This window comes from Streptococcus lactarius (genome assembly GCF_016642265.1).
GTDB classification, from domain to species: Bacteria; Bacillota; Bacilli; order Lactobacillales; family Streptococcaceae; genus Streptococcus; species Streptococcus lactarius.
The window spans coordinates 37,418-52,895 of the sequence record NZ_MRXX01000004.1 but is presented as its reverse complement, the minus strand read 5'-3'; the positions used below and the strand labels follow the sequence as shown (position 1 = coordinate 52,895).

The following is a 15,478-nucleotide window of genomic DNA, read 5'->3' as shown; positions in this document are numbered from 1 at the left end:
AGACACTGTGTTTAATTTTGTACAAAAAGGAATAACAGATGACTGAAAGTAATAAACGCTTAAAAACCAAACGTATCATTGAAGAAGCCATGGTACACCTACTCGAAAAAGAACCATTCGACCAAATCACAACCGTTGAGTTGGCAAAAGAGTCCGGTATCAGCCGTTCAAGTTTTTATACCCACTATCGAGACAAATACGACATGATTGAACGCTACCAACAGGCGCTCTTTCATAAACTCGAATACATCTTTGATAAGCACCAAGAAGACAAACGCCAAGCCATTACAGAAGTATTCGAATTTCTAACCAAGGAGCCTCTCTTTGCTGTCTTACTGACAGAAAATGGTAGCAAGGAAATTCAGGCCTTCCTACGCCATAAATTGCAGATCTTACTCGTTGATAGTCTCCAAGAACGATACAGTCACAAATCATTGACAGATATTGAAAGAGATTATAGCTCAGTCTATTTGACCAATGCCTTTTTTGGCGTCTGTCAAATGTGGGTTTCTCGCGGACAGAAAGAAAGCCCCCAACAGATGGCAGACTTTTTAATGAAAATGTTACAGTAACATTTCCTCCTTATCTAAATAGGTTGGGAGTTTTTTATTGGAATATTTCGGTATCAAGAAAACAAAAACCGTCTCATTTTATGAAACAGCTTTAGAGAATTTGTAACTGAGTAAATAGGGGAGCAAACCCAATAATCAACCGTTTAAGACAAAACAAAAAGCCCACTGTTGTAGGCTTTTCGTAAGATATATCTTAAAATTAAAGCATTTTGTTGTAGAATTCAACGACAAGTGCTTCGTTGATTTCTGGGTTGATTTCATCGCGTTCTGGAAGGCGAGTCAATGAACCTTCAAGTTTATCAGCATCGAATGATACGAATGCTGGGCGTCCAACTGTAGCTTCAACAGCTTCAAGGATAGCTGGAACTTTAGCTGATTTTTCGCGAACTGAGATCACTTGACCTGGAGTTACACGGTATGAAGGGATATCAACACGTTTTCCGTCAACAAGGATGTGACCATGGTTAACGAATTGACGTGCTTGACGGCGAGTAGTCGCTAAACCAAGACGGTAAACAACGTTATCCAAACGACGTTCCAAAAGAAGCATGAAGTTGAAACCAAGAGTTCCTTCTTTGATCTTAGTAGCTTGTACGAACAAGTTACGGAATTGTTTTTCACCAAGTCCGTATGAGAAACGAAGTTTTTGTTTTTCAGCTAATTGCAAACCGTATTCTGACAATTTTGTACGGTTGTTTGGTCCATGTTGACCTGGTACGTAGTTACGACGTGCCAATTCTTTACCTGTACCTGTAAGTGACAAGCCAAGACGGCGAGATTGTTTCCAAGATGGTCCTGTATAACGTGACATAAAATATGTCCTCCTAAAAAATAATTTTTGTAGGAAATAACGTTTTAGACAAACCTGATTCGTTCAGAAAGCCTTCTCCCAAACAGCAAAGGTTACTTTTCTAGCTGACTTTCTGTTGACGAGCTTCATTTTGTCCTGCTGTCATTTCACACAATCTTTATTCTACCACGGAATAGCCACTTTGTAAAGCACTTCAAAAGGATTTCAATGAAAATCAGCCAATAATTCCAAAATTTTCTTTTTATACTGCATTTTCTGCCAATCTTTATCCGTTTCACCATCCCACTCCAAAGGGATATTGGCGACAATTTCTCCGGGACAATTGTTTAAAATATAGATCCGATCGCTCAAGGTCAGAGCTTCTTCAATGCTGTGGGTAATCACAAGTGTTGTGAGGCCCAGACGCTCCTTACTTTCTAGGTACCATTCATAGAGATCCTGCCTTGTTAACTCATCTAAGGCACTAAACGCTTCATCCAGCAGGAAAACAGAATGCCCTAAAAGATAGGTTCTCAAAAGAGCGATTCGTTGGCGCATACCGCCACTAAGAGCATTTGGATAGTGGTCAGCAACACTTGACAACTTAAACTCTTCCAACAACTTCATCGCAGTTTGTGTTGCTTCTTCCTTAGGAATTTTTTTCAATTGAAGAGGGAGAAGGATATTCCCTAAAACTGTTTTGTGCTCCAGTAAGAGATCTTTTTGGAGCATATAGCTGACTTTTCCAAAAGTGATCGGGCTATGATCCACTTCGATTTTCCCCTCTTGCAAGGGCAGAATACCTGCAATTAAATTAAACAAAGTTGATTTTCCAACCCCGCTAGGACCTAGAATAGAAACAATTTCCCCTTTTGGCACTTCCAAGGAAACCCTATTTAAAACCGCTTTATCACCGTAAGAGAAACTTACATCTTTTACTGTTAAAATATCAGTCACCTACCAATTCATTTGTGAAACCTTTGTCTCTTAAATCATTTGAGACCAAGCCTTGCTCTTTAGCCCAAGCATAGAAAGCATTCCATCTCTTGGCATCAAATTGTCCCCACTTATCCTTATCAGAAGCATATTGACTTGAGAGATATTTTTGAGAAGCCAAGACAAAGTCGCGTTGGTTGGCTAAAGCTGGAGCCTGTTTAATCAGAATGTCTGCTGCTTCTTCAGGATGTTCCATCGCATATTGGTATCCCTTCTTGACAGCTTGAATAAACTTCTTGGCTTCTGCTTTATGCTCTTTCAAATAATCATTATTGGCAATAATAACCGGCGAATAATAGTCGAACTCTGGAACAAAATCTTTCATATAGAAGAAATTGGTCTTCATTCCTTTTTGTTCTGCCAAAATTCCATCCCAACCATGATAAATCCAAGCAGCGTCAAAGGCATTGTTTTCGATTGGAGTGATCGAATTGGAGTCACTATTTGGTACTAACTTGACTTGATCAAACGAAGCTCCTTCCTTTTTCATCAAGGATTTGATCATTCCCAATTCAATAGGATCATTCCAAGTCCCATAACGCTTTCCAGCTAAATCTTTTGGACTATTAATAGCTGCATCTTTTCGTGAAATAATTCCTGATGTATTATGCTCAACGATAGCCGCAACAGCTGTAATCCCAGCTCCTTTATCTAACTTCTTAGCCATAGAATCTTGGAAATAAATACCAAACGGCGCTTTCCCATTAATAATGAGATCTGAACTACTGTCTTCAGGTGGAAGTTTTAAGTCAACATCCAAGCCCGCTTCTTTAAAGTAACCTTTTTCTTTTGCAACATAAAGCCCTGTATGGTTGGTATTGGGAGTCCAGTCAAGGATAAAATCAATCTTTTTCAACCCACTTGACGAATCTTTGACAGATTTTTGACAAGCAGATAAAACAAATACACTAAATAAAAGTGTGAATACAATACTTATATACTTTTTCATAGAGAACACCTCGTTTACATTATTGTCAATCTATTTTTACAACATTTACAGCTTTGTCAATTCTATTTCCATTTTAGAATTCTCCTTTCTAGTCGATCAACAAGGAACATACCCAATAAGCTAATCGCAGAAATTAACACTATAATCGCAAACATTGTATCGTACTGAAACAACTTCTTCGACTGAATCATATAGACTCCTAATCCATCAAATCCCCCTAGCCATTCTGACACAACTGTACTGATAAAAGCATAGGAAACACTCACCCGTAAACCTGCAAAAAAGTATGGGAGTGTTGCGGGAATCTTGTAGTGAAATAAGGTTTGGAATCGATTGGCTTGCATAATCTGAAATAGGCGCAAAATATCTTGATCACAATGTCGAAATCCGTCTAGAAGACTCACAACAATGGGAAACACCACCGTAATAATGATCAAGACAAGTTTTGGAAATACTCCGTAACCGAACCAAAGAACCAGAATTGGAGCTAGGGCAATCGTCGGTATGGTCTGAATGACCACCATAAAAGGATACAACAGATCATTCAACCATCCAAAACTATCCATCAGAATTGCCAAGATAGCAGCCAACACAATCCCCAATACAAGACCGATCAAGGCAACTTGAAGGGTAGATAGGCTATGATGAAGTAGCAAAGCACGATCTCGAACAAAGGCTGCCACAATTTCAAGCGGGGTTGGCAATACGAATTTTGGCAAGATACTTAAAAAACCGGCGACTTGCCAAAAAACAATTAAGCCAACAAAGCCAGATGCGCCAATCAACTGCTTTGAATATCTTTTTGCAAAGGACATATAACCCTCCTTTCTTTTCAAATAAAAAACGCCTCCAAACTAGGAGACGGATTGCACAAAGTCACACATAAAGAAACATACATTTCCTGTATTCCCTACGCTGGCATTACCCAGATCAGGTGCGGTCGAAGCTTACACTTCCTCTCAGACTGTACACAGACTCCCATATATATTTATTATAATAACCGATTTTAATCTAAAATGCAAGAACTTTGTTGCATTAATCCAAATAACGAATCAAATTCTTTTCTGTTAAAATATCTGAATAGGTGTATGACTCCACATAAGTATTTGCCGGTTCACCTGGTAGGCTATTGTCATTTGTATACTCAATGATAAACAAGGACGGATAGACCTCAATCAAGCGTCCAAATTTATTTTTTTGACGTTTCCGTCCATTTTCAAGCGTCATTTCAACCACTTGTCCTTCATGGGCCTTAATTTCTTCTTTAATTTTTTTCATTTTTGCAACATCTGTAAATGCATCACTCATCTTATTGCTCCTCTCTCTTTGAAATGCTTGAGAATTTATTGTATTCCTTTTGGAAAATTAATTCTACTGTCCCACGCGCACCTGAACGGTTCTTCTCGATAATAACCTCTACCGTGTTGTTGGGCATCCCTTCTTCTTTCTCGTCTCCAGAACGATCATAATAATCGTCACGATACAAGAAGGCTACAATATCTGCATCCTGCTCGATTGATCCTGATTCACGAATGTCTGAAAGAACAGGTCGCTTGTCTTGACGTTGCTCCACACCACGAGAAAGCTGGCTCAATGCAATAACAGGAACCTTCAATTCCTTAGCCAAAATCTTTAATTGACGAGAAATCTCGGAAACTTCTTGTTGACGATTTTCTCTTCCAGTCCCTGTAATCAGCTGCAGGTAGTCAATCAGAATAAGACCGAGATTCCCTGTTTCCTGTGATAATTTTCTTGCTCTCGAACGAATCTCAGTGATCCGAATTCCTGGGGTATCATCGATGTAAATACTCGCATTGGCCAAATTCCCCTGTGCGATCGCATATTTTCGCCATTCTTCATCTGTCAATTGACCTGTCCGAATCGAATGGGACTCAATCAAACCTTCTGCCGCTAACATCCGGTCAACCAAACTTTCAGCACCCATTTCGAGTGAAAATATAGCGACTGTTTTGTCCAATTTAGTTCCGATATTCTGAGCAATATTCAAGGCGAAGGCCGTTTTCCCGACTGCTGGCCGAGCCGCCACAATGATTAATTCCTCTTCATGGAGACCCGTTGTCATATGATCCAAATCACGATAACCTGTCGCAATCCCAGTGATATCAGTCGTTTGAAGAGAACGTGCTTCCAAGCTTCCAAAGTTGGTGTTCAAGACATCTCGAATATTTCTAAACCCACTGCGATTGGCATTTTCGCTGACATCCAGCAAGGATTTTTCAGCACCTGCAATGATCTCATCTGAAGGATTTGCCCCATCATACGCTTGATTGATACTCTCTGTCAAGCGGGAGATTAAACGACGCAGGACGGCTTTTTCAGCTACAATTTTTGCATAATACTCTGCATTAGCCGACGTTGGTACCGAATTAATCACTTCTACCAAATAGGAGAGCCCACCTATATTTTGCAGATCTCCTTGGCTATCTAAAATATTTCGGACAGTCGTTGCATCAATCGCATCTCCACGGTCAGCCAGGTCAATCATGGCTTTAAAAATCAAACGGTGCGAATACTTAAAGAAATCCCCAGGCTCGATATATTCACGAACAAAGATCAATTTTCCCTCATCAATAAAGATAGCACCCAACACAGATTGTTCAGCCTGAATATCCTGAGGTTGTGTTCTTAATTCCTCTATCTCAGCCATAAAAACCCTTTCTAACGATCGTATTTACCCTTCGTTAACACGAATATTTATGATAGCTGTAATATCTTGGTAGATTTTTACAGGAACATCAATTAAACCAGTTGATCGGATTGGAGAAGCAACTTGGATATGACGTTTATCAATTTTAATGCCAAATTGTTTCTCAAGTTCTTCTGCAATTTTTTTATTGGTAATAGAGCCGAAAGTACGGCCATCTGGTCCAATCTTTTCCGTAAACTGAACAACAGTTGCTTCGTTCTCTAATTTTGCCTTAATACTTTGCGCCTCTGCTACTAATTCAGCATGCGCTTTTTCTTCGGACTTTTGCTTTCCACGAAGTTCCCCAATTGCTTGGGCGTTGGCTTCTTTTGCTAGGTTCTTCTTGATCAAAAAATTTTGAGCATACCCGGTAGGCACTTCTTTGATTTCACCTTTTTTACCTTTACCTTTGACATCCGCTAAAAAAATTACTTTCATTCTACATTCTCCTTTTCAATCGTAACTTCATTTCCAATGATTTCAATCAGCTGCTGACGGACACAAGCCAAGTCTTGTCCTTCAATTTGAGAAGCGGCAGAGTTGAAATGCCCTCCTCCGCCTAGTTGTTCCATAATTCGTTGGACATTGATCTTGCTCCGACTTCGAGCTGAAATGGAGATCGTTCCATTTTGATTATGAGCAATCACAAATGAGGCTTCTATCTCTGACATAGCCAGCATGCTATCTGCCGCCTTACTAATCGTTACCGAATCATAGGGCTTGGTCGAGTGGGCGCAGGCCACAATGATATGTGGAAAGACCTTCTCACCAGTCAGAATCAGCTCATTGACCTCACGGTATTCATCAAACTGAATCGCAGAGATTTCTTGAATGGTTACACTATCACTACCTCTTGAGCGAAGATAACTAGCGACATCAAAGGTCCGACTTGTTACACGAGCAGAGAAGTTCTTTGTATCTAGCATAATTCCAGCCATCAAGACACTAGCTTGAATCTTGGTTAACCGATTTTTCTTAGATTTCTGGAACTGAATAAGCTCACTCACCAATTCACTTGCACTACTTGCACCACTCTCAATATAGGTGATCAAGACATTTTCTGGGAAATCATCATCTCGACGATGATGGTCAATTACAATAATCTGTTGAAACTCTTTATAAAAATCCTTTGATAAGGTCAACGCCGTTTTCGAATGATCCACCATAATCAGTAAAGACCGATCCGTTACCATACGCATGGCATCTTCTACGGTAAGAAGCTTCGTGACCTGCTCATCTTCTAATTTCGTAATGGCCCTTGAAATATCACTAGCCATAGCACTTGGATCATAGACCACATAGGAAGGCTTCAAAATATTACTTGAGAAAAATTGCATCCCCACAGATGCACCCAAGGCATCCATATCGAGATTTTTATGTCCAACTATAAAGACTTGATCAACTGATTTAATCTTATCCGAAATAGCTGTCATCATGGCGCGTGTCCGAGTTCGGGTCCGTTTCACAGCTGAAGCAGTTCCACCCCCGAAGAAAATTGGGTTTTTTTGTTCATCATTTTCCTTGACAACAGCCTGGTCCCCACCTCGAACTTCAGCCAAGTTCAAATTTAGAAGGGCGATTTTCCCTATTTGATCATGTCCACCATCTCCATAAGAGAATCCCATACTCAAAGTAATGGGGAGTTCTCTTTTCTGAGCATCTTCACGAAACTGATCAATAACAGAGAATTTAGACTCCATCAATTGCTCTAAAACCGTGTAATCTGTAAACAAATAGAAACGATCCATTCCTACACGTCTATAAAACATATGATATTGAGCTGTAAACTCCTCAACGAAATTAGCGATAAAAGTATTAATATGGCTAATATCAGAGTCTGAAATAACATCTTCCAAATCATCGTAATTATCAACAGAGATAATACCGATTACAGGACGCGTTGTCACCAGACCCACAGTTGCCTCATATTCACTGGAAACATCAAAAAAATAAACAACACTTGCTGTTTGGTCAAAATAAACAGAATATTTTTTATCCGCAACAGTAACATAATGTCCTTTATCCTCAAACAAGCTATTGAGGAGTTTTTTTAATAAATCAACGTCAAAATCGCCATCATCTGTTGAAAAAATCAATTCAGCATAAGGGTTAAACCACTCCACTTCATTTGATTCAGCATTCATCTTGATGACTCCAACTGGCATTTTGTCAAGGAGAGAAGCTAGTCCACTTTCTGCCTGATGGTTCACGTATTGTATTTGTTCTAATTCATCCAACTCTGAAATCTGTAACTGGTATTCAAAGAGAGCAATTAAGCCGGTTATGACCAGAAAAATAGCGGCTAGAGTAACATACCCTTTACCGAAAATTCTTAAAAAGATTGCTAAAATTGCAAACGAGATACAGCCAATTAAGACATAATGGATGAAGGATAAGCGAATTTTTTTCATCATAAACCTCTTCTCGAAATTATACCACAAATAGCCCTAAAATGCGAGGTTTCTCTCTATTTCTAACAAGATAAGCCAGCAAAAATAATGAGGTACTCCTTCACACAGCTGTATACTTCGTTGACAACAATGTCAATAAAATAACAAACACGATCATTAAAAGCGGAACAGAGCAACTGTTCCTCTACAATTGTTCCGTCCCGCTCCCACTTACTGATTTTCCTTGTTTTTAGAAATACTTCGATTTTTACCTTCTAGATACACCATAAGAATGGAGATATCTGCTGGATTGACACCTGAGATCCGACTTGCCTGACCAATTGTTTCTGGATTGATGAGCTTAAACTTCTGGCGCGCTTCAGTCGCAATCGAGTCAATATCATCCCAATCGATGTTGGCTGGAATGCGTTTTTCTTCCATACGTTTCATCTTGGCAACCTGATCCATGGCTTTTGAGATATAACCTTCGTACTTGATTTCTGTTTCAATCAATTCGATAATCTTGTCATCCAAATCCTCAGCAGCTGGTCCGATGAAGGCCACCACATCTTGGTAAGAAACTTCCGGACGGCGAAGGAATTCCTTGGCTGTCACCGCATCTGTCAATGGTTTGAAGCCCATTGCAGCAACTTTATCATTCGTTTCCTTTACAGGTTTTAACTTAATGCTGTCCAAGCGCTTCATTTCATTTTCAAATTGATTTTTCTTGATTTCAAAGCGAGTCCAGCGTTCATCATCCACAAGGCCAATCTCACGTCCCATCTCTGTCAAGCGCATATCTGCATTGTCATGACGGAGAATGAGACGGTATTCAGCACGACTGGTCAAGAGACGATAGGGTTCAACAGTTCCCTTGGTTACCAAGTCATCAATCATAACCCCAATATAACCGTCACTTCGCTTCAAAATCAACTCAGGTTTCCCTTGAATTTTCAAAGCCGCATTGATTCCAGCAATAATTCCCTGACCAGCAGCTTCCTCGTAACCTGATGTCCCGTTTGTCTGACCAGCTGTGAAAAGTCCTGAGATTTTCTTGGTTTCAAGTGTTGCGCGTAACTGATGAGGCAAGACCATGTCGTACTCGATAGCATAACCAGTACGCATCATCTCAGCATTTTCCAAGCCTTTGATGGAATGCACCAAGTCACGTTGTACATCTTCAGGAAGACTCGTTGACAAGCCTTGAACGTAAACTTCTTCAGTATCTCGACCTTCCGGCTCAAGGAAGAGTTGGTGACGTTCTTTGTCCGCAAAACGCACAATCTTGTCTTCAATAGATGGGCAATAGCGAGGACCTACTCCCTTTACAACCCCTGTAAACATCGGCGCACGGTAAAGATTATTTTGAATAATTTCATGGCTATGACCATTCGTATAGGTCAACCAACACGGCACTTGATCTTTTAGATAATCTTCATCACGTGATGTGTAGGAGAAGTGATTTGGTGTCTCATCTCCTGGTTGAATTTCCGTTTCGTCATAGTTGATAGAAGAAGCCTTGACACGAGGGGGTGTCCCCGTTTTGAAACGCCCAATTTCTAAGCCTAATTCTTTCAGATTATCAGCTAAATTAACAGATGCTAGACTGTGATTTGGACCTGACGAATACTTGAGGTCTCCGATAATGATTTCCCCACGAAGAGCAGTCCCTGTAGTTACGATAACAGCCTTTGCACCGTATTCTTGATGAGTCGCTGTTCGAGCACCGACAACCTTGCCATCTTCTACCAAAATCTCGTCAATCATGGTTTGACGGAGAGTGAGATTTTCTTGATTTTCAACCGTTTTGCGCATTTCCTTAGAGTAAAGCTCCTTGTCAGCTTGCGCACGAAGGGCACGAACAGCAGGACCTTTCCCAGTATTAAGCATTTTCATCTGAATATAGGTCTTATCGATATTTTTAGCCATTTCTCCGCCAAGAGCGTCTACCTCACGGACAACAATCCCCTTAGCAGAACCACCAATGGATGGATTACAAGGCATAAAGGCCAGCATCTCAATATTAATGGTCGCAAGTAATACCTTACAGCCCATACGACTAGCAGCAAGTGAAGCCTCAACTCCCGCATGCCCAGCACCAATGACAATGATATCGTATTCTTCAATAAAATGATAAGTCATGTTTCTCTCCTATTTTTCAAGATGAATGTGTTGTAATTGTCCGTCCCATTCTGGTAAGGCGGTTTTTAAAAATGCTGGTTTCAGGTCAACAGTCTGCAAATCATCTAAAGCAATCCAACGACAAGGTAATTGCTTTGCATCTTCCTGCATCGTCAATGGAGCTCTTTCTAACAAATCAACCAAATAATGAAACTCAATATTATGATAGTGGACACCTGCTTGTTCAAAGCGATTTTCTACAATGAAAGCTAACTGTCCGACCTGAGCTTTAACACCCAGCTCTTCTTTCACTTCACGAATTACAGCCTCTTCCGTTCTTTCGCCGACTTGAATAGCCCCACCAATCGTGTAAAAGCCATCCGCGTCTTCTACCACTAACAACTTGTCCTCTTCTACAATCAGAGCAGTGGCCCTAACTCCATAAACCGTATTCTCTAATTTGGTACGAAAGTCTTGTTGAATCATCTTTTCCCTTTCCCTGAAAACGACACAAAAACAGTCAAAACTCGCAAGAAGTGCAGGACAAAAAAGCCTGCAACATCCATGAGCTTTGACCATCATTTCTATTGCTTATTTCATTGTAGCAAATTGAGAAAATTTGTCAATTAAATATACTGACAAACTTTACCATCCCGGTAGGCATTGTCAATCAAGCCACCACCGAGACACTCTTCACCATCGTAAAAGACAACTGCCTGACCTGGTGTAATGGCCCGTTGAGGTTCTGCAAAAATCACCTCTGCCTTGTCACCCTTGACATGAACCGTCACTTTGGAATCTGGCTGGCGATAACGGAACTTGGATGTACATTCTAGTGTAAACTCTTCTGGCATCTCTCGTGTAAAGTGAACTTGACTAGCTTGTAAACTTGTTGACATAAGGGCCTCATGATAGAAGCCTTGACCGACATACAGAATATTTTGACTCAGATCTTTACCAACTACAAACCACGGGGCATTGTCTCCACCTTGTTGGCCACCAATTCCAAGTCCACCCCGTTGACCGATTGTGTAATACATCAAACCGGCATGTTCGCCCATATCTCGTCCATCGACGGTCATCATTCGACCTGGTTGGGCAGGAAGGTAGTTACCTAGAAATTCTTTGAAATTCTTTTCTCCAATAAAGCAGATTCCAGTGGAATCTTTCTTTTTAGCCGTTGCTAGTCCAGCCTCTTCGGCCAACCGGCGAACCTCAGGCTTTTCTAAATGTCCCAACGGGAACATGGTTTTTTGAAGTTGCTCTTGTGACAGCTGGCTTAAGAAATAAGTTTGATCCTTTCCATTGTCAACGCCTCGTAACATATGGACAATGCCATCCGCATCACGCGCCACACGCGCATAGTGCCCTGTTGCTACATAATCTGCACCGATGGTCATGGCATAATTTAAAAAGGCCTTAAATTTGATTTCCTTATTACACATGACATCCGGATTTGGTGTCCGTCCTGCACGGTATTCTGCAAGGAAGTATTCAAAGACACGATCCCAATATTCTTTCTCAAAGTTGACAGAATAGTAAGGAATGCCAATTTGGTCTGCAACCGCTGCTACATCTTTGTAATCTTCTGTAGCTGTACAAACACCATTTTCGTCTGTGTCGTCCCAATTTTTCATGAAAATGCCAATCACATCGTAGCCTTGTTGCTTTAACAGCAAAGCCGTTACAGATGAGTCGACACCGCCACTCATTCCAACAACAACACGTGTTTTCGAGTTATCACTCATAGATTTCTCCCATCTTTTCGTTTCTCACGATTGAAGGTCGTGGTTTGCTTCAACGATTGAAGGTCGTTTTGAGCATTATCAATTGTAACACGCTTTATAGTAGAAAACAAGCATCTTGCTATTCTTCCTGTTGGTTATTGTAGATTAGTTTACAGTGCTGTAAAGCAAAAAGAGTCCTCGTAAAGAACTCTTCTAAATAATTTTAATACCAACCATTTGCCAACCAAAAGTTTTTAGCTGCCGACCATGATCCATATCGGTTGACAACATATTGATTGGCTACTTTTTCCTGGTTTTCTGGTGACAAATCACCGTTTAAATAAGAAAGTGACAACTGGTAACGACCATAATATTGACCGTTTTGTGCTGTATAACTACCACTTGATTCTTTTTGGGCAATCCATACCTTGGCCGCTGCATCTTCTGCACTCAAGCCATCTGAAGCAGACACACTAGTTGTTGCTTGTGTAGTGTCAGTTTTACTAGTGGTAGCTTGCTCTGAAGTTTTATTCGTTGCATTCACATCTTCAATCTCAAGAACTTGTCCAACTGTGATAAGATTCACATTACTAATCTTATTTTTCTTAGCAATTGCATCAACCGTTGTATTTTTTTCTTTTGCAATAGCTGATAAAGTATCACCTGATTTTACAGTATAAGAATCAGCATTAGCGACAATTGGAAAGAAAAATCCTGCAAGTAAACCTAGTCCAATCACATGTTTCATCATTTGTTTTTTATTCATTATTATGTACTCCTTTATTGGTATACATCTATACTACACAAGAAATATTTCATCTTTATTGAAATTATGTATCAAATATTTCAATTAGATGTTAGAAATGCTAAAGTTCTAGGCTAATATAAATGCTTTAAGGCTCTTTTAAGATTTCTGCTCGTTTTCAGAAAAAATAAAAGCATTCAGAAGTCATATTTGATATAATGAAGTAAATTGATTGTAAAGGAGCAGAGGTATGAACTCTTTAAAATTCCAATCTGTTTTTGATATTATCGGCCCTGTCATGATTGGACCATCCAGTAGCCACACAGCAGGTGCTGTAAGAATTGGTAAAATCGTTTCTTCTATTTTCGGAGAGGAACCAAAAGAAGTCGAATTTCAATTATTTAATTCCTTTGCAAAAACCTACCGCGGCCACGGAACAGATTTAGCTTTGGTTGCAGGTATACTGGGCATGGATACAGATGATCCAAGAATCCCTAATAGCCTTGAAATTGCCCATAAACGTGGCATTCGCATCGTTTGGTCCATCCAAAAAGAAAGCAATGCTCCGCACCCAAATACAACGACTATTACGGTCAAAAATGACCACAAAACAATTTCCGTAACAGGAATTTCCATCGGTGGTGGAAATATTCAGGTCACTGAGTTAAACGGCTTTGCTATTTCTTTAAATATGAACACACCAACCATTATCATCGTTCACCAAGATGTTCCTGGTATGATTGCTCATGTGACAGATGCTCTTTCTCGTTACGATATTAATATCGCTCAAATGAACGTAACACGGGAAAAAGCAGGGGAAAAAGCAATTATGATTATTGAGGTTGACTCAAGAAGTTGCGAGGAAGCTCTTAAAGATATTCGTAAAATTCCTCACCTCCATAATGTCAACTTTTTCAAATAAGGAGTCGGTATGTTTTATTCAATTGTAGACCTCGTAGAACAAGCAAACTCACAATATGCAGGAAACGTTGCTGAATTAATGATTGCAACCGAATACGAATTAACCGGTCGAGAACGTGAGGAAGTCTTACGATTAATGACACGAAATCTCGAAGTAATGATTGATTCTGTTCGATTGGGTTTAGATGAAAACCATTCACGTAGTGGATTAACCGGAGGAGATGCTGCAAAATTAGATCGCTATATCCAAGCAGGAAAAACCTTGTCGGATGTAACTGTCTTAACGGCTGCTAAGAACGCTATTGCTGTCAACGAACACAATGCCAAGATGGGGCTTGTCTGTGCGACACCCACTGCAGGATCTGCTGGTTGTCTGCCTGCTGTCCTCACAGCTGCAACCCAAAAATTAGGGTTAACCCATCAACAACAATTAGAATTTCTATTAGCTGCAGGGGCTTTTGGTTTAGTCATCGCCAATAATGCTTCTATTTCAGGTGCAGAAGGTGGTTGTCAAGCCGAAGTTGGATCGGCTTCAGCCATGAGTGCAGCCGCCCTGACACTTGCTGCTGGAGGAACTCCATATCAGGCTAGTCAAGCGATCTGTTTCGTGATCAAAAATATGCTCGGACTCATTTGCGATCCTGTAGCAGGACTGGTTGAAGTTCCGTGTGTCAAACGAAATGCAATGGGAGCTAGTTATGCCTTTATTGCTGCTGATATGGCCTTGGCAGGTATCGAATCAAAAATCCCTGTCGATGAAGTGATTGATGCTATGTACCAAGTTGGGTCTAGTCTGCCAACCGCCTTTAGAGAAACTGCAGAAGGTGGTTTAGCTGCAACACCAACCGGTCGTAAATTGCAAAAAGAAATATTTGGAGAATAAGATGCAAGCATTATTATTTGACTTAGATGGAACATTAGTCGACAGTTCAAAAGGCATAGCAAACAGTTTTCAACACACGTTTGACGTATTAAAAGTTCCAGAACCCGATGCCAAAACCATTCGAAGTTTTATGGGGCCACCTTTGATTTCTAGTTTTGAAGCTACTCTTCCTGAAGATTTGGTAGATCAAGCAGTCACTATCTATCGCCAGTATTATCATGAAAAAGGGCAGTATGAATCAACCCTATTTTCTCATATTACTGAAGCTTTGACAGCTTTGAAAAATGAAGGTTTACAGCTTTACGTCACAACTTCAAAATATGAACCAGTAGCTTTACAAATGTGTCAAGATTTAGAAATTGCAACCTACTTTAATGGGATTTATGGTTCAAGCCTCGACCGTGTTCACAAGGCTGATGTTATCCAATATGCCTTGTCAAGCAATAGCATTCCAAGAGATCAAGCACTAATCATTGGAGATACAAAATTTGACCTCATTGGAGGTCAAACAGTTGGCATTAAAACAATGGCAGTTACCTGGGGATTTGGAGATCTAGATGACCTGCTTCTTTATTCACCAGATTATATTTGCCACACCCCTCTTGAAATTCTTTCAACATTAAAAAAATGAGAGTGGGACAGAAATCGGTAATTCTTTAGAATTCGATTTCGTCGTC

Annotated in this window: 16 protein-coding genes and 1 riboswitch; of the genes, 4 read left to right on the top strand and 12 right to left on the bottom strand. The window is 40.2% G+C overall.

What is annotated here, in order from left to right; translation table 11 throughout:
- Window positions 1–38: 38 nt before the first annotated feature.
- A complete protein-coding gene (locus BTU61_RS03620; protein ID WP_200772369.1) occupies window positions 39–572 on the top strand; it encodes a TetR/AcrR family transcriptional regulator in 534 nt (177 codons plus the stop codon).
- Between the two features lie 199 nt (window positions 573–771).
- Here the strand turns inward: BTU61_RS03620 and rpsD are convergent, their stop codons facing one another.
- The 12 genes from rpsD to apf form a co-directional block, all read right to left on the bottom strand.
- Window positions 772–1,383, bottom strand: a complete 612-nt coding sequence (gene rpsD, locus BTU61_RS03615) for a 30S ribosomal protein S4 (protein WP_187538485.1) — start codon at window positions 1,381–1,383, stop codon at window positions 772–774.
- A gap of 204 nt (window positions 1,384–1,587) precedes the next feature.
- Window positions 1,588–2,319, bottom strand: coding sequence for an ABC transporter ATP-binding protein (locus tag BTU61_RS03610; RefSeq protein WP_200772368.1), 732 nt, complete (start codon window positions 2,317–2,319; stop codon window positions 1,588–1,590).
- Window positions 2,312–3,307 (bottom strand): ABC transporter substrate-binding protein, encoded by a 996-nt coding sequence (locus BTU61_RS03605; RefSeq protein ID WP_200772367.1) that lies wholly within the window; start codon window positions 3,305–3,307, stop codon window positions 2,312–2,314. The genes BTU61_RS03610 and BTU61_RS03605 overlap by 8 nt, the downstream gene beginning before the upstream one ends.
- A gap of 62 nt (window positions 3,308–3,369) precedes the next feature.
- Window positions 3,370–4,122 carry an ABC transporter permease gene (locus BTU61_RS03600; protein WP_200772366.1) on the bottom strand — a complete coding sequence of 251 codons (753 nt, stop codon included), beginning with the start codon at window positions 4,120–4,122 and terminating at the stop codon, window positions 3,370–3,372.
- A 75-nt stretch (window positions 4,123–4,197) separates the two neighbouring features.
- A riboswitch (TPP riboswitch) is annotated at window positions 4,198–4,299 on the bottom strand.
- Between the two features lie 43 nt (window positions 4,300–4,342).
- Window positions 4,343–4,615 (bottom strand): Veg family protein, encoded by a 273-nt coding sequence (locus BTU61_RS03595; protein WP_003009183.1) that lies wholly within the window; start codon window positions 4,613–4,615, stop codon window positions 4,343–4,345.
- Between the two features lies 1 nt (window position 4,616).
- Window positions 4,617–5,975: a replicative DNA helicase gene (gene dnaB / locus BTU61_RS03590; protein WP_200772365.1), complete on the bottom strand. Its 1,359-nt coding sequence runs from the start codon at window positions 5,973–5,975 to the stop codon at window positions 4,617–4,619.
- A 24-nt stretch (window positions 5,976–5,999) separates the two neighbouring features.
- The gene (gene rplI / locus BTU61_RS03585) at window positions 6,000–6,452 is read right to left on the bottom strand and encodes a 50S ribosomal protein L9 (RefSeq protein ID WP_187538495.1); all 453 of its coding nucleotides are present in this window, start codon (window positions 6,450–6,452) and stop codon (window positions 6,000–6,002) included.
- The gene (locus BTU61_RS03580; RefSeq protein ID WP_476756095.1) at window positions 6,449–8,425 is read right to left on the bottom strand and encodes a GGDEF domain-containing protein; all 1,977 of its coding nucleotides are present in this window, start codon (window positions 8,423–8,425) and stop codon (window positions 6,449–6,451) included. Before BTU61_RS03580 ends, rplI begins: the two co-directional genes overlap by 4 nt.
- A 210-nt stretch (window positions 8,426–8,635) precedes the next feature.
- Window positions 8,636–10,546 (bottom strand): tRNA uridine-5-carboxymethylaminomethyl(34) synthesis enzyme MnmG, encoded by a 1,911-nt coding sequence (mnmG, locus tag BTU61_RS03575; RefSeq protein WP_200772363.1) that lies wholly within the window; start codon window positions 10,544–10,546, stop codon window positions 8,636–8,638.
- Window positions 10,547–10,555: 9 nt separating this feature from the next.
- Window positions 10,556–11,011 carry an NUDIX hydrolase gene (locus BTU61_RS03570; protein ID WP_200772362.1) on the bottom strand — a complete coding sequence of 152 codons (456 nt, stop codon included), beginning with the start codon at window positions 11,009–11,011 and terminating at the stop codon, window positions 10,556–10,558.
- A 140-nt stretch (window positions 11,012–11,151) separates the two neighbouring features.
- Complete coding sequence (gene mnmA, locus BTU61_RS03565; protein WP_200772361.1) at window positions 11,152–12,273, bottom strand: tRNA 2-thiouridine(34) synthase MnmA; 1,122 nt, start codon at window positions 12,271–12,273, stop codon at window positions 11,152–11,154.
- A gap of 202 nt (window positions 12,274–12,475) precedes the next feature.
- Complete coding sequence (gene apf, locus BTU61_RS03560) at window positions 12,476–13,018, bottom strand: aggregation-promoting factor (protein WP_200772360.1); 543 nt, start codon at window positions 13,016–13,018, stop codon at window positions 12,476–12,478.
- A 229-nt stretch (window positions 13,019–13,247) separates the two neighbouring features.
- Here apf and sdaAB point away from each other — a divergent pair, with 229 nt between their 5' ends.
- The 3 genes from sdaAB to BTU61_RS03545 are packed head-to-tail and all read left to right on the top strand — an operon-like array spanning window position 13,248 to window position 15,432.
- Window positions 13,248–13,919: an L-serine ammonia-lyase, iron-sulfur-dependent subunit beta gene (gene sdaAB, locus BTU61_RS03555; RefSeq protein ID WP_200772359.1), complete on the top strand. Its 672-nt coding sequence runs from the start codon at window positions 13,248–13,250 to the stop codon at window positions 13,917–13,919.
- A 9-nt stretch (window positions 13,920–13,928) separates the two neighbouring features.
- Window positions 13,929–14,801, top strand: coding sequence for an L-serine ammonia-lyase, iron-sulfur-dependent, subunit alpha (gene sdaAA, locus BTU61_RS03550; protein WP_200772358.1), 873 nt, complete (start codon window positions 13,929–13,931; stop codon window positions 14,799–14,801).
- A gap of 1 nt (window position 14,802) precedes the next feature.
- Window positions 14,803–15,432, top strand: coding sequence for an HAD hydrolase-like protein (locus tag BTU61_RS03545; protein WP_200772357.1), 630 nt, complete (start codon window positions 14,803–14,805; stop codon window positions 15,430–15,432).
- Window positions 15,433–15,478: the final 46 nt, after the last annotated feature.